At 63.1% G+C, this 21,994-nt stretch carries 18 protein-coding genes and 1 pseudogene; 11 read left to right on the top strand and 8 right to left on the bottom strand.

The window, feature by feature from the left end:
- Positions 1-7 precede the first annotated feature (7 nt).
- The 5 genes from EN862_RS03620 to EN862_RS03600 all read right to left on the bottom strand — a co-directional run bounded on the left by EN862_RS03620 (position 8) and on the right by EN862_RS03600 (position 6,542).
- Positions 8-1,045: an MBL fold metallo-hydrolase gene (locus EN862_RS03620; RefSeq protein WP_127864478.1), complete on the bottom strand. Its 1,038-nt coding sequence runs from the start codon at positions 1,043-1,045 to the stop codon at positions 8-10.
- 182 nt (positions 1,046-1,227) lie between these two features.
- Positions 1,228-3,261, bottom strand: a complete 2,034-nt coding sequence (locus tag EN862_RS03615) for an autotransporter outer membrane beta-barrel domain-containing protein (RefSeq protein ID WP_127864477.1) — start codon at positions 3,259-3,261, stop codon at positions 1,228-1,230.
- A 111-nt stretch (positions 3,262-3,372) separates the two neighbouring features.
- Entirely contained in the window at positions 3,373-4,554 is a 1,182-nt protein-coding gene (gene choV / locus EN862_RS03610) for a choline ABC transporter ATP-binding protein (protein WP_127864476.1), read from the bottom strand.
- On the bottom strand, positions 4,551-5,405 hold the full coding sequence (choW, locus tag EN862_RS03605) for a choline ABC transporter permease subunit (protein WP_127864475.1): 855 nt from the start codon (positions 5,403-5,405) through the stop codon (positions 4,551-4,553). Before choW ends, choV begins: the two co-directional genes overlap by 4 nt.
- Positions 5,406-5,606: 201 nt before the next feature.
- Positions 5,607-6,542, bottom strand: coding sequence for a choline ABC transporter substrate-binding protein (locus EN862_RS03600; RefSeq protein ID WP_127864474.1), 936 nt, complete (start codon positions 6,540-6,542; stop codon positions 5,607-5,609).
- Between the two features lie 251 nt (positions 6,543-6,793).
- On the opposite strand from EN862_RS03600, the gene EN862_RS03595 reads away from it, so the two are divergent.
- A complete protein-coding gene (locus tag EN862_RS03595) occupies positions 6,794-7,405 on the top strand; it encodes a thymidine kinase (protein WP_127864473.1) in 612 nt (203 codons plus the stop codon).
- Positions 7,406-7,412: 7 nt separating this feature from the next.
- Here the strand turns inward: EN862_RS03595 and EN862_RS03590 are convergent, their stop codons facing one another.
- The gene (locus EN862_RS03590) at positions 7,413-8,309 is read right to left on the bottom strand and encodes a DMT family transporter (protein WP_127864472.1); all 897 of its coding nucleotides are present in this window, start codon (positions 8,307-8,309) and stop codon (positions 7,413-7,415) included.
- A 101-nt stretch (positions 8,310-8,410) separates the two neighbouring features.
- On the opposite strand from EN862_RS03590, the gene EN862_RS03585 reads away from it, so the two are divergent.
- From EN862_RS03585 to EN862_RS03545, 9 genes and pseudogenes are all read left to right on the top strand, one after another.
- Positions 8,411-9,268, top strand: coding sequence for a LysR substrate-binding domain-containing protein (locus EN862_RS03585; RefSeq protein ID WP_127864471.1), 858 nt, complete (start codon positions 8,411-8,413; stop codon positions 9,266-9,268).
- Positions 9,269-9,356: 88 nt separating this feature from the next.
- Complete coding sequence (locus tag EN862_RS03580) at positions 9,357-9,746, top strand: cytochrome c family protein (RefSeq protein ID WP_127864470.1); 390 nt, start codon at positions 9,357-9,359, stop codon at positions 9,744-9,746.
- Between the two features lie 332 nt (positions 9,747-10,078).
- A complete protein-coding gene (locus EN862_RS03575; protein WP_127864469.1) occupies positions 10,079-11,167 on the top strand; it encodes a hypothetical protein in 1,089 nt (362 codons plus the stop codon).
- 136 nt (positions 11,168-11,303) lie between these two features.
- Positions 11,304-12,452 (top strand): hypothetical protein, encoded by a 1,149-nt coding sequence (locus tag EN862_RS03570; protein ID WP_127864468.1) that lies wholly within the window; start codon positions 11,304-11,306, stop codon positions 12,450-12,452.
- 24 nt (positions 12,453-12,476) lie between these two features.
- Positions 12,477-14,381 carry an ATP-binding protein gene (locus EN862_RS03565; RefSeq protein ID WP_127864467.1) on the top strand — a complete coding sequence of 635 codons (1,905 nt, stop codon included), beginning with the start codon at positions 12,477-12,479 and terminating at the stop codon, positions 14,379-14,381.
- Positions 14,382-14,442: 61 nt separating this feature from the next.
- Positions 14,443-14,854: pseudogene (locus EN862_RS03560) on the top strand (DUF559 domain-containing protein).
- Positions 14,855-14,918: 64 nt separating this feature from the next.
- Positions 14,919-16,223, top strand: a complete 1,305-nt coding sequence (locus tag EN862_RS03555) for a DUF6638 family protein (protein WP_127864466.1) — start codon at positions 14,919-14,921, stop codon at positions 16,221-16,223.
- 103 nt (positions 16,224-16,326) lie between these two features.
- Positions 16,327-17,451 carry a DUF2333 family protein gene (locus tag EN862_RS03550; RefSeq protein ID WP_127864465.1) on the top strand — a complete coding sequence of 375 codons (1,125 nt, stop codon included), beginning with the start codon at positions 16,327-16,329 and terminating at the stop codon, positions 17,449-17,451.
- Positions 17,452-17,872: 421 nt separating this feature from the next.
- A complete protein-coding gene (locus EN862_RS03545; protein ID WP_127864464.1) occupies positions 17,873-19,552 on the top strand; it encodes a formate--tetrahydrofolate ligase in 1,680 nt (559 codons plus the stop codon).
- A 66-nt stretch (positions 19,553-19,618) separates the two neighbouring features.
- On the opposite strand, the gene EN862_RS03540 is transcribed toward EN862_RS03545, so the two are convergent.
- On the bottom strand, positions 19,619-20,260 hold the full coding sequence (locus EN862_RS03540; RefSeq protein WP_127864463.1) for a cysteine hydrolase family protein: 642 nt from the start codon (positions 20,258-20,260) through the stop codon (positions 19,619-19,621).
- Positions 20,261-20,386: 126 nt separating this feature from the next.
- Here EN862_RS03540 and EN862_RS03535 point away from each other — a divergent pair, with 126 nt between their 5' ends.
- On the top strand, positions 20,387-21,364 hold the full coding sequence (locus tag EN862_RS03535; protein ID WP_127864462.1) for a helix-turn-helix domain-containing protein: 978 nt from the start codon (positions 20,387-20,389) through the stop codon (positions 21,362-21,364).
- Here the strand turns inward: EN862_RS03535 and EN862_RS03530 are convergent.
- Positions 21,351-21,908, bottom strand: coding sequence for a sugar O-acetyltransferase (locus tag EN862_RS03530; RefSeq protein WP_127864461.1), 558 nt, complete (start codon positions 21,906-21,908; stop codon positions 21,351-21,353). The two genes, EN862_RS03535 and EN862_RS03530, sit on opposite strands and share 14 nt — an antisense overlap.
- Positions 21,909-21,994 lie beyond the last annotated feature (86 nt).

Below are 21,994 nucleotides of genomic sequence, written 5' to 3'. Positions count from 1 at the left end.
GCCACTGCTAATGCACGAGCGGGCCGCTGGCCTTCCGCCAGGCGTCGATGCCGCCCTGGATGTGGCGGGCGCTGGAAATCCCGACGTCCTGCGCTGCTTGCACCGCCATCGCCGAACGCTCGCCGAAGGCGCAGTAGAACAGCAACTGCTTGGCTGTCGATTTGGCCAGCTCATGCAGCATGCCGCCGGCCATGATGTTCTCCTGCAGCCGCGCATAGGGCAGATGGATGGCGCCGGGGATGACGCCGTGGCGCTCGCGCTCCGACTGCTCGCGCAGGTCGATCAACGCCACGTCGGGCCGCCCGACCAGCGCCAGCGCCTGCTCGGCGCTCACCGCCCAGCCGCGCCTGGCGATGTCGTCCTGATGCAATCCGACGCGCATGTTGGCGGGCACGGCAACATCCATCATCTTCGGGTTGGACAGATTGAGATTGTTCATGATGTTCACATATTCGTCGACCGACTTCACCTGCAGGCGCGGATTGAAAGCCTTCTCCTCGCCGATCGTCGATACGGTCTCGCCCTTGTAGTCATGCGCCGGGAAGATCAGCGTCTCGTCGGGGAGCTTGAGCAGGCGGCCGAAGATCGATTCATACTGCTGGCGCGGATCGCCATTCTGGAAGTCGGTGCGGCCGGTGCCGCGAATGAGCAGCGTATCGCCGGTGAAGACACGATCGGGCAGGACGAAGCTGTAGGAATCGTCGGTGTGGCCGGGCGTGTAGATGACGTCGAGCGCCAGCCCTTCGATGCCGAGCTTGTCGCCGTCGGCAAGCCGCATCGATACCACGTCGGCCTTGGTCTGCTCGCCCATCACGGTCACGCAATGCGTCCTGTCGCGCAGCGCGCCGAGACCGGTGATATGGTCGGCATGGAGATGCGTGTCCACCGCCTTGACCAGCCTGAGATCGAGTTCGTTGACCAGTTGCAGATAGCGCTCGACCTTCTCCAGCACCGGATCGATGATCAGCGCCTCGCCGCCGCGCCGGCTGGCGAGCAGATAGGAGTAGGTGCCCGAGACGGAATCGAAGAGCTGGCGGAAAATCATCGTCGCGTACCCCGCTGCATTTTCACCGCCGGGCATCGCCCTCGCGGCCGTAGCAATATTCTACTGCATAGGCCTCTGGAATCAGAATGGATTTCGAAAAATATATATGCCGGTAGACGGCCTTCCCCGCAGCTGCGGGATATCGGCCCTCGAATGCGGTACGGGCTGGTCGATCAGAACCCTCAAAAAGCCTTGCTGAGGCGAGCCAGGCCTCGGACAGTGAAGGCGTTGTCGGTCCCGTAACCGGCCTCGAAGCCGGCATTGAGCGTCAGGCCGGCGCCCACCTCCGCCGCGACGTCCGCGCCGGCAAAGCCGCGCAAGACAAATTTTCTGCCGCCCGCGGGAAATGAGATGTCCTGCCCGAGCAGCGTCGCCGAAACGTCGCCACTGCTTTGCGCGATCGCGTCGACCCCGGCGCGAAGCGTGGTTTGCCAAGCCTGCGTTGGCGTGCTGACAGGCGTCAAAGCCAGCGCGAGCTGACCACGCGCCTCGAAGACGTTGACGTCACGCCGCGATACCGCAAGATCGCTGTCCGAGCCGGTCTCCGCGTAGTCGTCGATGAAGAGCCCCGCATAGCGCAGCCGCACGCTAGGGATCAGCGTGCCGGCTCCGACCGGCAGCCGCATGCCGAGCGTGACCGACGGGCTGAGGAAGACGCCGTTGAAATCAGCCCGCGCCGTCTCGATGCCGCCGAGCACCAGATTGTTCGCGACATGACGGCGGCTACGCTCCTGCAGCACGCCGGCGACGAATGCCGCCTCGACGAAATGCGCAGCTCCGTCATAGCCGAGGTAGCCACCCGCAAACGCGCCGCGATGGACGATCTCCTGCGCGTCATCGTCGACCTCGGTCGATCCCACGGCGCCGCCGAGGAACAAGCCACCAAGGAAGCCGTCACCCGAGCGCCTTTCCGCGCCGGCGATCACGCCGCCCAGCGCCTCGCTGAACCCGGTCGATGCGCCGGAGCTCCCCTCGGAGCGTAGCCCGCCGAATGTCGCGATCCAGACGTCTGGACCTTTATGCGGCGCAGGCAAATCGTCGCTTGAAGCGGGCATGCGCGCCTCGACTGCGCCGGCTATGCCGTCGACAAGGTCTTCGAGCAGCGGCGCGTTGCTCGCAAACCCGCTGATGTCGACCACCGCCACGCTGTCGCCGCTCGTCACGAACGGTCTGCCGCCAGTCAGCACGGTCTGCGGCAGGCCGCTTCCCGAAAAACTCATGACGGCATTCAACCCCGGGCCGAATGTGACCGTATTGCCGCCGCCGGAAAAGACGATCGGCCCCTGAATGGCGGTCCCGCCCAACAGGTTCAGCGTGGCGCCGGGCGCGCCGAAATAGATCGCCACGCTCTGGTCGCTGAAGACGCGACCGGAATTGGTGATGACGGAGTTGCCGCCCTGGGCCGCAATGCCGACACCGCCCAGACCCTCTACGATCACCAAACCGGAATTGGTGATCGTGGCGTTGCCGAACAGCGTAGTGATACCCGTCGAAGCTGTCCCGAAGACATCGACCGTGCCGCTGTTGGCGATCGCGATGTCATTGCCGCTGGCGCCGATGCCGATGGAAGCAAGGCCCGACACAACGATCGACCCGGAATTGTCGACTCGCAGCCCGTCGCTCTGCCAGAGAATCCCGCCGGCCGCGGTGCCATAGGCCTCGATGGATCCGCTGTTGTCCACCGTCAGGTCCGGCCCATCGCCGATTATGCCTGCGGCAGCCGTGCCGGAAACGCCGATGAAGCCATGGTTGTCCACATGCCCGCCCGGGGCATCGCTGATGATGCCGTATGTGGCGATGCCAAGCGTTTCTATTGAGCCGTTGTTCACGATACGCGCATTGCCGCCTTCCGACAAAACGCCGATTGAGCCATCGCCGATCGCCAGGATCGCTCCGTTGTTGAGGATGGTCGCGTCGAGCCCTTGCGAATGCGCATTGGCGGCACCGCCGCCCAATGTTGCGATTAGCCCGTAATTGGTCAGCCGCTGACCCGAATTGAACATCCGCACGGCATCGACGCCGGCGCCGAATGTTTCGATCGCTCCATTCGCCTGCACGATGCCGGTGTCGCCGGCATCATTCATCGTCTGCTGACCGGCGATGACGCCATTGCCGATGACAAAATCTTGGGCGAACGCCGCGCCGCTTCCAAGCGAGACGCCCACGACAATCGACAGCGCTATCGCGCCTGGAACCCGTATGCGCGACGTCGGCATCACCCCTCTGGCGCATGGCCACGCAGCAGGTGGATTCTGCGCCCGAAGGAAGCGAAAGACAAGCCGCGGGCTGCGCGCGGACCGGAGATCCGGCGTGCCCGCGAAAGAAGCCTATCGCCTCAGCACTGCGCTGAGCACATCCCGGATGCCGATCGCGCCGACGAAGCGCGAGCCTTCGTCGAACAGCGCCACCGGCGCCGTCTGCGAGCGGTGCATGGCGAGCATCACCGTTTTCAGTGGCGTGCCGGGATTGGCCCAGAACACCTGGGCCCCCTCCTCCGGCTGGCGCTCGACATCGGCGCAGGAAACCCATACCGCCGGCTTGCCGTCGCGCTCGGCCGCGGCCACCAGGCCATGCTCGTCGATCTTGAAGCGCGTCGTCTTGCGCCGGTCGAGCCACACCCAGCCATTGTCGCCTTGCTCCAGGTCGCGGCGGTCGCGCATCACGTTCCACGCCGTCAGCACCGACAGCGGGTTAACATTGGCGATGAAGTCGCGGACATAGTCGTTGGCGGGTCGGAGAACGATGTCTTCCGGCGCGCCGGTCTGCACGATGCGGCCGCCTTCCATGATCGTGATGTGGCTGCCGATCTTCAGCGCCTCCTCGAGGTCGTGGCTGACGAAGATGATGGTCTTCTTGAGCTCGGCCTGGAGCTGCAGCAGTTCGTCTTGCAGCTTGGTGCGGATCAGCGGGTCGAGCGCCGAGAACGGCTCGTCCATCAACAGGATCGGCGCCTCGGTGGCGAAGGCGCGCGCCAGGCCGACGCGCTGCTGCATGCCGCCCGAAAGCTCATGCGCGTATTTCTTCGACCACTGGTCGAGATGGACGAGCTGCAGCTGCTTCCGCACCCGCGCCTTGCGCTCGGCTTCCGGCACGCCGGCAAGCTCGAGGCCGAAGCCGACATTTTCCTCGACGGTGCGCCAGGGCAGCAGCCCGAACTGCTGGAACACCATGGCCACCTGCTTCTGCCGCAGCCGCCGCAAAGTCGCCTCGTCGCAGGTGACGACATCGACGGTGCGGTCGCCGTCCTTGACCAGCACCTGGCCGCGCGACACGACGTTCAGCCGGTTGACGGCTCTGAGCAGGGTCGACTTGCCGGAGCCGGACAGGCCCATCAGCACCGAGATCTCGCCTTCATGCACGGTGAGGCTGGCGCCGGCGCAACCCAGCACATTGCCGGTCTTTTCCAGGATCTCGGCACGCGTGGCGCCCTGGTCGATCAGCGCCAGCGAACCGGCCTGATCGGCGCCAAAGACGATGTCTACGTTCTTGAAATCAACCGCGACGGTCATTTCTTGCCTCCAACGCCGATGCGGGTCATGCGGTCGAGCACGATGGCGAGCACCACGATGGCTAGGCCCGCCTCAAGCCCGAGATCGATGCGGCGCGAGCCGAGCGCGCGGTTGATTTCCGTGCCGAGGCCGCCGGCGCCGATCAGGGCGGCGAACACCACCATCGACAGCGACAGCATGATCGACTGCGTCAGGCCCGCCATGATGGTCGGCAGCGCCGAGGGCAGCTCCACCTTCCACAGAAGCTGGCGCTTGGTGGCGCCGAACGCTTCGCCCGCTTCGATGATCGCCTTGGGCACCGAGACCACGCCGAGATGGGTGAGCCTGACTGCCGTCGGGATGACGAAGATGATAGTGACGATGAGACCGGGCGCGTTGCCGAGCCCGAACAGGGTGAGCACCGGGATCAGGTAGACGAAGGTCGGCAGCGTTTGCATCAGGTCGAGCACCGGCAGCATGAAGCGGTAGACCTTCGGCTTGTGCGCGGCCCAGATGCCGAGCGGCACGCCGATCGCCATCGCCATGGCCGCGGCAGCAACAACCAGCACCAGCGTCTGCACCGTCTGCTTCCACAGGTTCTGGTTGATGATGAAGATCAGGCCGAGGAAGACACCGATGGCGAGCGGCCGCGACCGCTGCAGCAGCCAGGCGACGATCGCGATGACCAGCGCCAGAAGCACCGGCGGCACCATCAGCAGGAGATTCACCGCCCCGTCGAGGATGAAATTCAGCCCGTTTGAAAACGCCCGGAAGATCGTGTCGAAATTGTCGGTCAGGAAGCCGAAGAACGCCTTGCCCCACGGCCCGATGGGGATTTTGTAGTCGGTCAGGAATTTCGAAATCGGATCCATCTTTCCCCTCTCGGCTGCGCCGCACTTGCCGTACGGTCACCTTCTCATAGGATAACGCATGTCACCCAAAAATATGCGGCGGGTTTGGGAAAATGACATGCGTAAAAACAGAGACTTAAAGCGCAACGCGCTTTAAGAAAAAGGGCAGCCTTTTCTACTGGCTGCCCTCTTCCGGATGATCATTCCGGACCCAAAGCCGGCTCAGCTCCCGAGCGCGGTCTTGACGGCGGCAGCCGCGTCGCCGCCATCAAAGGTGGTGACGCCGGCAATCCACGGCGCAACGGCGTCGGGATGCTTCTTCAGCCAGTCTTTCGCCACCGTCTGGGCATCGCCGCCCTTCAGGATCGCGTCCATCATCTCGCCTTCCATGTCGAGATTGAACTTCAGGTTGGCGATGAACTTGCCGGCGTTCGGGCATTCGGTGGTGTAGCCCTTGCGCACGTTGGTGTAGACGGTGGCGGCGCCGAAGCCGCTGTCGCCCATGCCGTCGAGATAGGTGATCTTCATGGCGCCCATCACCGGATGCGGCGTCCAGCCGAGGAAGGCGATCCACTCATTGTTCTTCATCGACTGCTCGGCCTGCGTCAGCATGCCGGCTTCCGACGACTCGACCAGTTCGAAGCCCTCGAGATTGTCCTTCGGGTTCTTGATCATGTCGAGGATGATGCGGTTGCCGTCATTGCCGGCCTCGATGCCGTAGATCTTGCCGCTGAACTTGTCCTTGAACTTGCCGAGATCGGTCAGCGTCTTGACGCCGGCATCCGCGACATAGGTCGGCACGACGATGCCGTAGCCGGCGCCGGTCAGGTTGGTGCTGATCGTCTCGACCGAGCCGTCGGCGGTGTAGTCCTTGATGTCGTTGGTCATCGACGGCATCCAGTTGCCGAGGAAGACGTCGAGGTCCTTGTTCTTCAGCGAAGCCATGGTCACCGGCACCGAGAGCTGGATCGTCTGCGGCTCGTAGCCGAGCGCGGTGAGCAGCACCGAAGCCAGCCCCGTCGTGGCCTGGATGTCGGTCCAGCCGACATCGGACAGGCGAACCGCCTTGCAGCTCGCCGGATCGCCGGCATAAGCGGCCGTCGTGGTCAGAAGCGCCGCAAGGCCGACGCCTGCGACGATAGATTTCATACGCGACATGAACTTTCTCCCATTGCAATTTCTTTGGCGATGCGAAGTCACGGTTCTTGCGCCCGCCTTGTTTCGTCAGCCAAACACCATTTTGAAGTTGTTTCAAGCGGTTCAACGTCACGATGAACGGCGCGCACTGGCCAGTAAACGACATGACGGGTTTTTGACCGACATCGGATTTTAGACTGCAGGGAGGTTTTTGGTGGACGGAGCCTCGGCCCCCCTCCCCGAGCGCCGACATGTGAGCTTAGAAGGATGGCATGGCCAAGCTCTACTTCCACTACGCGACGATGAACGCCGGCAAGACGACGATGCTCTTGCAGGCGTCCTACAATTATCGCGAACGCGGCATGTCGACGATGCTGTTCGTCGCCGGCCACTATCGCAAGGGCGACAGCGGGCTCATCTCGTCGCGCATCGGTCTCGAATCCGAGGCCGAGATGTTCCGCGACGGCGACGACCTCTTCGCCAGGGTCGCCGAGCATAACGAACATACGACGGTGCATTGCGTGTTCGTCGACGAGGCTCAGTTCCTCGAGGAGGAGCAGGTCTGGCAGCTCGCGCGCATCGCCGATCGGCTGAACATCCCGGTCATGTGCTACGGTCTGCGCACCGATTTCCAGGGCAAGCTGTTTTCCGGCTCGCGCGCGCTGCTCGCCATCGCCGACGACCTGCGCGAGGTGCGTACCATCTGCCGCTGCGGCCGCAAGGCCACGATGGTGGTCAGGCTCGGCTCCGACGGCAAGGTGGCCAAGCAGGGCCAGCAGGTCGCTATCGGCAAGGACGTCTATGTCTCGCTCTGCCGCCGCCATTGGGAGGAGGAGATGGGCAGGGCTGCCCCCGACGATTTCATTGGCTTCACCAACAGCTGACCCAAGTTCAAGCGGCCGAGACACGCCGCATCGGAAACCGCCAGCCAAGCCGCACGCCGAGGGTTGCCAGGGCAATCAGCGCCATGCCGGCAGCCTGCGCTGGTCCGAGTGGATGGCCGTACAAAGCCCAGTCGATGATGATGGCGACGACAGGATAGATGAAGGTGAGGATGCCGATCACCGGCGTCGTCAGGCGCGGAAAGGCGCTATTCATCAGCACATAGGCGATGCCGGTATGCAGGACCCCGATCCCGGCCAGCCAGCCCCACGATGCCGGCGCAATGGGATGGCCGATGTCGGCGAACGGAGCGAGCAACACGATCCCGACCAGCGTCTGGCAAAGCACAGTGATCTCCGCGCGCTGTTGTCCGAGGCCCTTGGCGAGAATCGTCGCCACCGCGTAAAGCAGGGCGGCGCCGAGCGTCAGCGCGATGCCCAACGCCCATTTCGCGTCGGCATGGCCGTGTGTGGCAACCAGGCCGGCGGCCAGCGCGACGCCGACGAATGCCCCAAGCATCCATAGCAGCTGGTCGAGCGAGATGCGTTCCTTAAGGAAGACAACGCCGATCAGCACCACGAAGAACGGCTGCACATGGTAGACGATGGTCGTCGTTGCGATCGATGTCATGCCGAAGCCGGCGAAGAAGGCCGTCCAGCTCAGCACCATGCAAGCGCCGCCGAGAGCGGCCAGCGCAAGCCGGGATGGCGACAGCGTCCGGTCCGGCAGGTAGCCGCGCAACAGGCACCACGCGGCCAGGAACAGCGAGCCGAACACGCATCGCCAGAAGACGACGGTGACGGGATGTTGTCCCGACTCCGTGACGAAGGCGCCGACCGTGCCGGCAATCACCATCGCCAGAGCGAGGCTCGCGGCGGGGAAGCGGGCGATCGATATATCCCTCATCACTTGGCTCTCCAGACGGGTCGAAGATCATCTGGCCAGCCGGAGCGATGTCAATCAAGCGAATAGATTTGTGAGCACCTATTCGATATGCTGATAGCACCATGGCCGCTCCGCTCGACCTCAACCTCTTGAAAACCTTCGTCGCCGTCGTCGAGAGCGGCAGCCTGTCCAATGCGGCGCCTCGCGTCGGCCGCAGCCAGTCGGCGGTCAGCATGCAGATGCAAAGGCTGGAGGATATGGCGGGCAATCAGCTTCTGGTGCGGGGTCCTAGAACGGTCACTCCCAATGCGGCCGGCGAGGACTTCCTCATCTATGCGCGCCGGCTGCTGAAACTATCCGACGAGGCATGGGCGAGCGTCACCCGGCCGAAGGAGACAGGCAGCGTTCGCCTTGGCGTGCCGGATGACTACGCGGCCTTCCTCCTGCCGCCCGTGCTGTCACGCTTTGCCGAGGATCATCCTCTGGTCACCGTCGAGCTCGTCTGCGAGCAGTCGACCGCGCTGGTGAAGACCCTGGCGGAGGGACGGCTCGACCTGGCGATCGTCACCCGGCTGCCGGATCAGCCGCTCGACGTGATCAGGCTGGAGCGCTTTGTCTGGGTCGCCTCGCCCAACCACGTCGCCTGGCAGACCGATCCTCTGCCCGTCGCCCTTTTCGAGCCTGGCTGCGCGGCACGAATGAATGTCCTGCAGGCACTTGGCGGTGCCGACCGATCCTACCGCTGCACCTATTCCAGCGCCTCCCTGCTCGGGCTGGTCGCGGTCGTCCAGGCCGGGCTCGCGGTCGCCGGCCTTGCCCAGCGAAGCGTGCCGCCGTCGCTGCGCATCATCGGCGCCAATGAGGGGCTGCCGGTGTTGCCGGACCTCGAGATCGGTATCCTGCGCAACCCTTTGTCGGCGACGCCGGCGGTCGATCGTCTGCATGATTTCCTGCGCCGCGACCTGGCGCAGCAGGCCTGAGCCGCGCAGATCGCTCGCGGCCCCGGGTGTGGCGTTTGCCAGGGCTTCGCCGTATAAGGCCGGCAGCCAGAACTCTCCGGGGTCAGCCATGCTTCGAGCCATTTCGTCCGCCGCGCTTTTCCTGCTTGCCAGCGGCCTTGCCGCGCATGCCGGCGGCGATGCAGCGCTGGGCAAGAAGGTCTTCAATCGTTGCATCGCCTGCCACGAGGCGGAGACGGATCGCGACAAGGTCGGTCCGCATCTGCTGGGTGTCGTCGGCCGCAAGGCCGGCTCGGCGGAGAGCTTTGCCGGCCATTATTCGCAAGCCATGAAGGATGCCGGCGCCGCGGGCCTCGTCTGGGACGAAGCCAATCTCACCGAATATCTCAAGGCGCCCAGGCAGAAGGTTCCCGGCAACAGGATGGCCTTTACCGGCCTGACCAGCGACGACGACATCGCCAATGTGATTGCCTATCTCAAGGCCGATCCGAAACCCTGATCGGCGCGGAAGAAACCGGCATCGCCCAACCGTCGCGCGAAAGGCTGGCCGTTGAACCATTGATTTCGTCATCGCCCGCCGCAACAGATTCGCCGACGCTGTTTCATCACCTTGGCTGTTCGCAAAAACAAGAGCTTAAGGCATATCAGCTAAAGCTGTTTAAACCCGGCGCGCGTTACTGGGCGCCTTACGCATGCTTGCCTTGTCTTTCAAGGACCTGACCAGTTCTTTTGTTTTGACGTCTCTCCTTGTCTTCCTTCTTTCAATCCCTTGAAGCCCCACATATATTCGCCGCCACGACATGGAAACGGATGCCGAAGCGGGAGGCCCCAATGGCGACATTGCAGAATTTCGATGCCGAAATTGCCAAGACCAAGCAGGTCGTGCAGGACATGCGCACCAAGATCGAGCAGTCCGGCACGGTGCTCGACACGCTCGCTCAGGCCGATAAGAAGATCGGCGACGCCAATTTCGACATCGAGAACGCCCGCATCGAGGACGTGCTCAAGCAGCAGAAGGTCATGGAAGGCAACATCGCCGACCTGATCATCGGGCTTGAAGACGCCACCAACGTCTTCGGCGCCGAATTCGAGAGCATGAAGAACTATACCGGCTGGGAAAACTTCGTCGGCGTCTTTTCGGCGCAGCGCAAGCAGCGCATGCGCACCGACCGCGTCCGCAACATGTCCTTGGCCGGCAACCTGCAGGAGCTTTTGGCGAAGTCGGACACCATCGTCGGCATCCTGAAGGCGCAGAAGCAGGTCCTCGACCAGCGCTACAAGACTTCCGAGACCAGCCTGTCGCAGGTGATCGAGCGCCGCAAGACGACCATGACCAATCTGGAAACGGTGCAGAAGCGCATCGAGGAATTGAACCCCCTGCTGCTCGACATCGAGAACAAGATCGCCGCGTCCACGACCCAGAAGGAGCGCACCGAGCTCGAGGGCGAGCGCTCCAAAATGGCGACCGAGTACAACGAAAAGCAGGCCAAGGAACAGGAACTGCTCGCCGAAAGCCAGACGCTGGAGCGCTACACCTCGATGTTCCAGACCTTCGTCGATTCGCTCAACAACCAGATCGCCGCGCAGTCGACGCTGATCAACAAGCTGACCATCGACACCGAGCAGCGCATCGTCCTCTACAAGGCCCTGGAAGATTCGCTGAAGACGGCCGCCCAGCAGGACGTCGCCCACAAGATCAACACGCTGGGTAGCCAGGTCGACAACACGGCGGAAGAGACCATGGCCGGCATCGGCGCCGCCTCGCAGAAGCATATCGGCGACCTGCTTGAAATGCATGAGAAGAACATGGTGGCTTCAGCCGACATCCAGCGGCGCAAGAAGCTTGCTGACGACGCTTTCGCGCGCCGCTTCGACGAGGTGATGAAGAAGCACAATTCCGCCAACTACGTGCAGTCCTAAGCAGGTTCCGCAAAAGTGTTCCACGGTTTTGCGGTCAGAACCTGCGAAAAACAAAGGAACCCAAGCAGCTATTCGTGGGGCATCCCACGAATAGCTGCTTGGGCGGTGCGGCTGATCTCATCTCCACGGCAGCCCCATGACACCTGAGAACGACGCGGCGGCACGCTATTTCTCCGCCATCACGGCGGCGCTGGGCGGACTGGAAGTGTTCATGCGCGACGACCGCTCGCCGCTTTACCGGCACGGCATCGTCGCCAAGATCGTCGCGGAATATATCACGCGACTGGACAAATCCTTTGCCTGCTGGCGCAACCGGCTGGGCTTCATGGACACCTTCCGTATATCGCGCGCCGACAGCGGCTATCCCGTTTTCCAGAACCTGCTCGAATTGGAGAACGACCGCCAGCAGGCCGATGCGCGCCTGGCCAACATCCCGCAGGCCGGCGAGCTGCGCGAGGAGATGGCCGACTTCATCCTGCGCCACAAGGAATTTCCCGAGGCGCTGCAGAAGTCGATGGCCGAGCGGCTCTATCTGGAGGACGTCAAGAGCGAGGCGACCTTCGGCCCCTTCACGCTGGCGCAGACGGCGAAGGTTTCGGTCAACCCGAAGACCATGCGGCCCTATTATCTCGTCCACTGGGCCACGTTCGACGGCAGCGCCAACCTGCCGCTGATCTACATGGTGACGGTCGAGGATTCCTCGGAAAGCATGGTTCGCCAGCTGGTCGACGACAGCACCGGCAAGCTGAACGAGCGTGTCGACATTCCCCTTCCCGTCGACGGCCTGCTCAATCCCGAGCTTGCGCACCGCTTCGACGACTTCACCGAGAAGAATTCCGCCTACACGCTCTCGCCGGCAACGATCGCGGTCAATCTCGACAAGGATTTCGAGCCGCTGCATCCCAAGCAGTTGCGGCGCGTCGTGCTCGGGCCCTTCTACTCGGCCGGCATCACCGACAACAATTCGACCGTGGCCGAGGTGCTCTCCAAAGTGCGCAAGCCCGAGAATGCCTGGCTGCTCACCTGGACAATCCAGGAGGTCTTTTCCAGGAGCGAGAAGCCCGGCCGCAAGGGGCTGTTCTCCAGCGAGAAGACGACCCAGGAATTCTTTATCAACACCGACGATCTCGAAGCGGCGCGCCAGGGCGTCTCGAGCTATGAGAACCACGCGCTGATCCCGCATGAGGCCTACCAGGCGCTCTACGCCGCGGGCGAGGCGCAGAAGATCTTTTCCGGCTACAAGGTCCACATCCTGTCCAACGGACAGGTCATCAGCGATGTATGATCGTCAAACCGCGGAGCATCCTTCATGGACACCGGCCTGACCACGATCTCGGAAGCCGCAATCGAAAAGCACCGCGCCATTGCGCAGAGCTTCATCACCCGTATCGTCGTGCTGGAGGATCCGGCGCGCGAGTCCGGCACCGCGCTTGCCGGCACCAACCGCCGCTTCGTCTCGACCGTTTCGGTCGGTTCGGTGCGCCGCACGCGCGAGGTCGAGCTCACAAAGACGGTCGCAGCGATCCATCCCGACGACCAGTTGATGACGATCCCGCAGCACACGCTGCTCTACCGTGCCCGCCGTGGCCTGGCGATCGCGCTCGCCATTTCCGATGTCTTCGCCGAAGGCTCCGACCTTGAAAGCTTGCAGGCGAAAAACACGCGCGCTCCGCTGGAAGGAGACGAGGCGGCCACCTTCAAGAAGCTTCTCTCGGCGTCGGCTTACGTCTCCGCTTTCAGCTTTGCCTCCTATCTGTTCCAGCTGATCGACAGCGACGGCGAGGCGCCGAACGACACCGCCGAGCCCGATTTCCTGTTCGACACGCCGCAGGACGCGGTGAAATCGATCGTCGCCGGCCTGGACAAGGCGATCGCCGGCTCGAAGGATGACGCGGACCTGACGACACGGGCGCGGGCATTTGCCCGTGTCGCCATCGACGGGCTGCTCGCGCGCAAAGACCGCTTCGACGGCATCGGCCCATTCGAGAACGCGCATATCCGCATCGATGTCGACGACTTCACCCTCGACGGTTTCGACGTCGCGCCCGGCAAGCGTTCCAAGCCGCTGGTGATGACCTTCAAGAAACCGGAAGAGGTCGTCGGCAACCACATCGCCAAATTCCAGTCGGTCAGGCTGGCCAAGATGCTGATGGCTTACGACTTCGAGCGTGAGTTGAACCCCTTCGTCGAGCTCGGCGGCTTCCTCTTCACCTTCATCGGCGACGGCGCGCCGGGCACCGGCAAGACGACGCTGATCCAGATGATCGCCGGCCTCGTCAACGGCTACTGCCAGGTCGCCGGCTATCCTTTTGCTTACGAGAATTTCGGCGTCGACCAGATCTCGTCCTATCAGGGCAAGTCAGGTCAGAACTGCCGCCAGTTCATCAACAACGTGCTCAATCCGCGCGTCATCGGCTTCGGCACCATCGACGACATCGACCAGGTGGCCGCGCGCCGCTCAGACGACCGCGCGTCGGCCGGGCAGCAGGAGATCACCGGCGTGCTGATGGACGCTTTCGCCGGCGCCTCGACGGTCGTGCGCGGCAACTGCTCCTTCGGCATGTTCTCCAACTACCCCGAAAACGTCGACGATGCGCTGCGCCAGCGCGCCGGCGCCCGCTGGCTGGTCGACGGCCCGCAGACCCGCGACGACTATATCGACATCTTCGTGCTGCTCGCCGGCAAGAACCACAAGATCCCGCTTGGGGACCACGAGCTCTATGCCGCGCAGGAGATCCAGCGTGCCGTGGCCGAAGCCTATGAAGAGCACGAGAAGCCGCAGGAAGATGGGCTGATGAAGGTCTATGAGCGCTACATGAAGGAAAATGGCGCGCCCAAGACCATGGCCGATATCGGCACCTATCTGCACATGATCAAGGACGCCGAACCGCGCTTCACCGGCCGCGCCATCAAGAACGTCACCGACGCGATAAAAATGCGCGCCATGGATATCGAGCTGCCGGACGACTGGTTCGAGAAGCCGGAAGCCTTCATGCACAAGAGCTACGACGACAAGAAGGCGATGATCGAAGAACTGCGCGGACCATTTTCGATGGACATGGTCATGCAGGAGATCAACCGCTACGCCGATTCCGAATTCCGCTATTCCGACAAGTCCGACGACGCCGCGGTGGAAAAGCTGCTGCGTGACGCAAGGCTACGCGAGCGCGCGGCGCGCGAGATGGAGGAGTTGAAGAAGAAGGGGGCGTGGTGATCTTTTCCTTCTCTCCGTTCACGGGGAGAAGGTGCCCGAAGGGCGGATGAGGGGCGGCGCCATGCGTGGCAGAAATAAGCAGAAAATAGCAAGAGCCCGTGAGCTACGGAAGACTGAGAACGATGCCGAGGAAAGGCTTTGGCATGAACTGCGCGGACGGCGATTGAATGGCCATAAGTTTGTACGTCAGCTACCGATTGGGCCCTATTTCGCGGACTTCGCTTGCCGCGAAGCCAACCTGGTCGTCGAAGTCGACGGCAGCCAGCACGCGGGCCGATCTAGGGATCGATACAGAGACGAGACGATGAACGGAAATGGTTGGTCGGTATTGAGAGTTTGGCATGCGGATGTTCTGACCAGCCGTGGGTGTGCTCGAGACGATTGTTGCGGCGTTGGATGGTCGGTTGGATCGGAAGATGATTGGTATCGACGCGAAATTTCTGCCGGCTGCGAAGTCGGAACTAAAACGATGAGCGCCGGCGCTGCCCCTCATCCGCCCTTCGGGCACCTTCTCCCCGTGAACGGGGAGAAGGAAAGATGAAGGCCGCCAAAAAACCCGACCTCCTGCGCGACAATGAGCTGATCTACGGCCGTCTGCTCACTGTCGACGAGCCGCATCTCATCCAGCGCTACAACAAGGCTCTTGTCGCCTTCGGCCTCGAGCCGACCAAGCTGAAGAGCTTCCAGATCGACCGCACCGGCTTCTCGCCCGAAATCGCTGAAGAGTGCGGCGATTTCGACTATCTCGATCCCAACGAGGTCAACCGCCGCTTCATCATCCTGACGCCGTCGCAGATCGACCTGCCCGTGGTGCACACCGCCTTCTCCAACACCTCGCAGCTGATGTTCGAGTTCATGTCGAAGAACCAGCGCGCCATCGACGCGCTGACCATCAAGGACGTGATCTACGGCGAGATCGAGGACTCGGTTCCCAAGGTCAACGACATCGAGGACCTGCTGTCGATCAACCAGGTCGAGTTCAAGGTGCTGTCGGCCGAGGATGTGCTGGGCAAGGCGGCCGAACTCGGCAAGCTGGTCGACCGGCTGAAGCAGGAGCCGGACGCCTGGCGCGACAGCGCCATGCTCCAGCGCATGGTCGATCTCGCCAAGGTCTGCGGCGACATCCGTGAGAACGCGTTGGTCCCCGACCAGGTGATCTTCCGCCACAATGCCTACTGGACCAGCCATTTCGGCGGCCTCTACGTCTTCGTCGATCCCGATATGACGACGGTGATCTGCGATCCGGCCGCTCCCGGCTTCCGCCGCTCGCGCCCCTGGCAGGTCAGCTACCTGTCGATCAACGACGCCGACAAGGTGTTCCGCTTCCTTGCCGCCACCGGCCGCGTCGACCTGCCGCGCGCCTCGTGGATCGAGGCCTCCGGCTATCTAGAGCATCGCGCCGAGATGATCGTGCGCGCGCTGATCCGCGATGCCGAGCCCAACCGCAACCTGACCGATGTCGACAAGGTCTGGCTGCAGACCTGGATTCTCGGCCATGCCGACCTGATCGCAAGCGACGGGAACTTTCCCTTCCTCAACGCCGCCAAGCGCGAAATCGCCCAACTCGGTCATCTCAAGATCGAGGACGTGCCGCCGCGCCAGCGCTTCCTGGTCGTGCGCGCCAAGCCCGAACACCCCGATGCATGGCTGACCAACCAGCTGATCTCGGATTTCGTGCCGCAGGACTTCGTTTCGCGTTACGTCTTCAACAAGCCCGGCTTCTACAAGGACTATGACGGCTTGAGCGACGCCTGGCGAAGCCATGTTGTGGACGTTCTGAAAACCACATATTTGAAGGACAAGGCGGCGTTCCGCGCACGCCTTTACGGCTTGACTGACTAGAAGGTCTGGGCGGTTTCCGTCCGGAATGTGCGCCAAAACAAAGGGTTAGGCAGATCGCCGTTTCCCTTGAAACGGTGAAATGCTCTAAGGGGGTGCCACAGCCATGCTCGACCCGATCGTGAACTTCTTCACCCGGATATTCCAGTGGATCGGCCGCGGTATCGGCTTCGTTATCGGCATTATCCTTTGGCCGTTCATGTGGGTTGGTCGCTGGTACGGACAGCGCGGCTGGATCCTGAAGGCCGTGGTCGGCCTTGCCCTTGTGGTGTTGATCGGCCTTTACGCCAATTTCTTCTACGCCACGCAGTGGTGGAACAATTTCAACCCGAATTATCCCGCCACCTACACGTTCGAGAAGCGCAACGTTTCCGCCGGCGAGCAGGTTTCCGCCGGCGCCGGCACCGACACGGCAAAAACCTGCGGCAACTCCGCGATCGCCCAGGTCGCGGCCGATCTGACCGACTTCAACGTCAACCAGAATGCCTGGATCTCGTCGATGATCCTCTACAAGCTCGGCCTGTTCGGCATCGACTGGGACAACACGCCGTGGATGGACAACAAGGCATCCTTCCAGCGCGGCATCAATCAGGCCGTGCGGCGCACCGCGACAGAGCTTGCCGATAATCTCGGCCGCGTGCGCACAACCTCGCAGATCGATGCCGACCTGCAGGACGCTCGCGGCAATCTGCAGTTCGACGAGTACACCTGGTATTTCGGCCTGAACCCCTTCGGCCCCAAGACGCCGACGCCGAGCTATTATCGCGACGCGGTGCGCAAGCTGCGTTCCTTCAATGCGCGTCTCGCCACCTGCCAGGCGACGTTCGACGCGCGCGCCGACAATCTCAAGCAATATATCGACCGCATCGCCTCGGATATCGGCTCGACCTCGGCGATCCTCAAGGAGCGCGCCGAGAACCACAACAATGGCTGGTTCGATACCCGCGCCGACGACCGCTTCTGGTTCGCCTATGGCCAGCTCTATGCCTATTACGGCCTCATGAAGGGCGCACAGGCCGACTTCGAGGACGTGCTCAAGGAAAAGCACCTGCAGAGCCTGTGGGACACGATGGATTCGCAGTTCGTCTCGGCGCTGCGCATCCAGCCCTTCATCATCGCCAACGGCCGCGAGGATGGCTGGCTGTTGCCGACGCATCTGACGACGATGGGCTTCTACATCCTGCGCGTGCGCTCCAACATGGTCGAGATCAGCAACGTCCTGACCCAATAGAGCGGTTCTCCGTTTCACGGAAACGGAGGACCGCTCTATTTGTTTGTTCTTGCGCAATTCCGGACGGAAAACCGTTACACACTTTTCCTGGAATTGCTGTAGCCCGGCTCTCAGTGGTCAGGGGCGATGGCGGATTTGCGCCTTCACCCCTGTCGCTTTTCGCGCATTAGGCGGCTGTTTTGAGACGGCGAAACGGCCCCCGCTCTGGCTTCTATACGGCGCAACGACCGGACCCGAAACGACTGCCTTCAAGAGGCCCGGCGGCAGGAACACTCTTTCTTAACAGGAAACATAGTTGCATGGAAGTTGACGCCGCGCCAGCGACAGGGTTAGAACATGTCCTTGCGTCCGGGTGGCGTTTCGACCATGCACGAATGATCGAACCCCTCCCCTCCACCGCCTACTCCAGAGGAAAGCCGTCATGGCCGAAGTGAAGTCCGACATCGAGATCGCGCGCGCCGCCAAGAAGAAACCGATCCAGGAGATCGGCGCCAGGATCGGCATCCCGACCGAGCATCTGCTGCCCTATGGTCACGACAAGGCGAAAGTCTCGGCCGAGTTCATCAGGTCGGTGAAGGGCAACAAGGACGGCAAGCTGATCCTCGTCACCGCCATCAACCCGACGCCCGCCGGCGAAGGCAAGACGACCACCACGGTCGGCCTCGGCGACGGCCTGAACCGCATCGGCAAGAAGGCGATCATCTGCATCCGCGAGGCCTCGCTCGGCCCGAATTTCGGCGTCAAGGGCGGTGCCGCCGGCGGCGGCCTTGCCCAGGTGGTGCCGATGGAGGACATGAACCTCCACTTCACCGGCGACTTCCACGCCATCACCACCGCGCATAATTTGCTGTCGGCGCTGATCGACAACCACATCTACTGGGGCAACGAGCTCGGCATCGACACCCGCCGCGTCGCCTGGCGCCGCGTCATGGACATGAACGACCGCGCACTGCGCGAGATCATCTGTTCGCTGGGCGGCGTCGCCAACGGTTACCCGCGTGAAGCCGGCTTCGACATCACCGTCGCCTCGGAAGTGATGGCGATCCTGTGCCTCGCCACCGACCTCAAGGACCTGGAAAAGCGCCTCGGCGACATCATCGTCGCCTACCGCCGCGACAAGTCGCCGGTCTATGCCCGCGACCTCAAGGCCGACGGCGCGATGGCGGTTCTGCTCAAGGACGCCATGCAGCCCAACCTGGTGCAAACGCTGGAGAACAACCCGGCCTTCGTCCATGGCGGCCCGTTCGCCAACATCGCGCATGGCTGCAACTCGGTCGTCGCCACCACGACGGCGCTCAAGCTCGCCGACTATGTCGTCACCGAAGCCGGCTTCGGCGCCGATCTCGGCGCTGAAAAATTCTTCGACATCAAGTGCCGCAAGGCCGGCTTGAAGCCGTCGGCGGCCGTCATCGTCGCCACCGTGCGCGCGATGAAGATGAACGGCGGCATCAAGAAGGAAGATCTCGGCAAGGAAAACATCGAGGCGGTCAAGAAGGGCTGCCTCAACCTCGGCCGCCACATCGAGAACGTGAAGCAGTTCGGCGTGCCGGCGGTGGTGGCGATCAACCACTTCACCACCGACACCGAGGCCGAGATCCAGGCCATGAAGGACTTCGTCAAGGCGCAGGGCGCCGAGGCGATCCTGTGCAAGCACTGGGCGCAGGGCTCTGCCGGCATCGAGGACCTTGCGAAAAAGGTCGTCGAGATCGCCGAATCCGGCGCCTCGCAGTTCTCGCCGCTCTATCCGGACGAGATGCCGCTGTTCGAGAAGGTCAACACCATCGTCAAGCGCATCTACCGCGGCGACGAGGCGATCGCCGACAAGTCGATCCGCGACCAGCTGCATGCCTGGGAACAGGCCGGCTACGGCAACCTGCCGGTCTGCATGGCCAAGACCCAGTACTCCTTCTCGACCGACCCGAACCTGCGCGGCGCGCCGACTGGCCACACCGTGCCGGTGCGCGAGGTCAGGCTCTCGGCCGGCGCCGGCTTTGTCGTCATCATCTGCGGCGAGGTCATGACCATGCCCGGCCTGCCCAAGGCGCCGTCCTCGGAAAAGATCTTCCTCAACGAGCAGGGGCAGATCGAGGGCCTGTTCTAAGCAGCCTTCACACCGGAAATGAATCGAGGGCGTCGCTTTGTTGCGGCGCCCTTTTTGCTTGCCGGACTAGGCGGCGTTCCGCTGCAAGGCCTGCTGGTTCGATGCGTAGATCGTGTCGCGTTCGGGCAGCTTCCCGGTCTTCAGGCAGTCGATCCATTCGGCGGTCTTCAGCACCGCGGCGAAGCGCGACTGCAGAACCACGCTCACCACCCGGTGGATGTCTTCGGCAGAGGCATAGCCGGCGCTGTTGGCGTAAGGCACCGAGCCGCTGGCATCCGAGAGGAACTCGACGGCGAAACCCATATGCACCGCGTGGATGATGGTCGACAGATCGCAATTGTGGGTCATGTAGCCGACGACCGCGATCGTATCGATGGCGTTGGCGCGCAGCCAGCCCTCGAGATCCGTGCCGGTGAAGGCCGATGGCAGCGTCTTTTCGACATAATGGTCGCGGGCGCGTCGGGCGATCTCGGGATGCAGCTCGCCGCCATGGCTGCCCTTGGCGAAGATCGGCGAGGTCTCGGGCGCCATCTGCTTGATGACGACGACCTTGATGCCGGCCGCCGCGGCGGCATCCATGGCGCGCGCCACATTGACGACGGTCTCGGCGAAGGGCGGATGCTGGATGGCTAGATTGCCGCCATTGTAGTCGTTCTGGACATCGACGACGACAAGCGCGCGGTGCGGCTGGGTGGCTGGTGCTGACATGGCGGTTTTCCTTTCGACCGGGTTGATGGCGCAAAGCTAGGCCGAACATCCGCACGCAGGAAGTGGCCCGATTGACATCGTTAGAAAGAATTGGGACATTCGCCAACCAACGCAACGATGTCAGCCATGAAGAACCCGATCATCGCCGCTGTCGCTTTCGACGGCATCAGCCCGTTTCATCTCTCCGTGCCCTGCCTTGTATTCGGCGCCGATCGAACCAAGCTTGGACTGCCGCGCTTCGACTTCCGCGTCTGCGCGATGGAGGAGGGACCCATTCGTTCCGATGCAGGGCTGAGCATCGTCGTGCCGCATGATCTTTCGGCGCTCGACGAGGCCGATATCGTCATCATCCCGAGTTGGAAGGACCTCGATGCCCCTCTGGCCGCGCCGTTCAAGGAGGCACTGCAAGGCGCGCATCGGCGCGGCGCGCTGATCGTGGGCTTGTGCCTCGGCACCTTCGCTATTGCCGGCGCCGGATTGCTGGCCGGGCGTAAGGCAACGACCCACTGGGCCTATACAGATCAGCTCCAGGCGCTTCATCCAGATATCTCGATCGATGCCGACGTGCTCTATGTCGACGAAGGCGACATCATCACTTCCGCGGGTGTCGCCGCGGGGCTCGACTGCTGCCTGCACATCGTGCGCGCCCGCTATGGCGCGGAGGCCGCGCTTCGGCTTGCCCGCCATGTCGTGCTCTCGCCACACCGGCAGGGCGGGCAGGCGCAGTTCATCGAGCGGCCGCTTGCGCCGACACCGAACGCCGACCGGTTCGCCAAGGCCCTCGATGACGTGCGCGCGACGCTCGGCGAGGCGCACAGTCTCGACAGCGTCGCAGACGCGGCCGGCCTTACCCGCCGCACCTTCACGCGCCGCTTCCAGAAAACCACCGGCACCAGTTTCGGCGACTGGCTGGCCGACCAGCGCGTCGCGCTGGCGCAAAGACTGCTGGAGCAGACGGACAAATCGATGGACATGGTCGCCTTCGAAGCCGGTTTCGGCAGCGCAACCTCGCTGCGCCAGCATTTTGCCGCGCGGCTGAAAACCTCGCCTATGCAATACAGGCGGGAGTTTTCCAAGACCGCTGGCGCGCTCAGCGCGGCGTGACCACCCGCGCCGGGTTGCCGACCACCGTCGTGTTCGCCGCCACATCGCGGGTCACCACCGCGCCGGCGCCGACGATCGCGCCCTCGCCTATGCTGACGCCGCCGAGGATGATGGCGGCGCCACCGATCCAGGCATTGTCGCCGATCGTTACTGGTTTTGCGATCTCCAGCCCGGCCAACCGTCCAGTGGCTTCGCGGTGATGCTCGGCGCAGTAGATCTGCACACTAGGGCCAAGCAGCGTGCCCTTGCCGATGCGCACCGGCGCGGTATCGAGAATGGTGCAGCCGGCATTGAGGAACGTGCCATCGCCGAGAAACAGATTGAAGCCGTAAGCGCAATGGAACGGCGCCTCGATGCGAGCCCCCTCGCCCGCGCCGCCAAGCAGCGCCTGCAAGGCAGGCCCTATATTGCCGCGCTGCCGGGGCGGCAGGCCGTTGTGCTCGAACACCGCATCGCGCGCGGCGAAGCGCAGCGCCTCGAGCTCATCGTCTATGCAGGTGTACCATTCGCCCGCCGCCATCTTCATGCGCTCACTTGCCGTCATGGCGACACCTCTCGATTTCGTCTGCTGCCAAGCACAACCGATTGTCGGACAAAAGCCCGTGGCCAAACGCCCGGCCTATGCTAGCC

This window comes from Mesorhizobium sp. M2E.F.Ca.ET.219.01.1.1, assembly GCF_004016445.2.
Lineage (GTDB): Bacteria > Pseudomonadota > Alphaproteobacteria > Rhizobiales > Rhizobiaceae > Mesorhizobium.
Note: the sequence above shows the minus strand (reverse complement) of the source record. Positions and strands in the feature narration are given on the sequence as shown.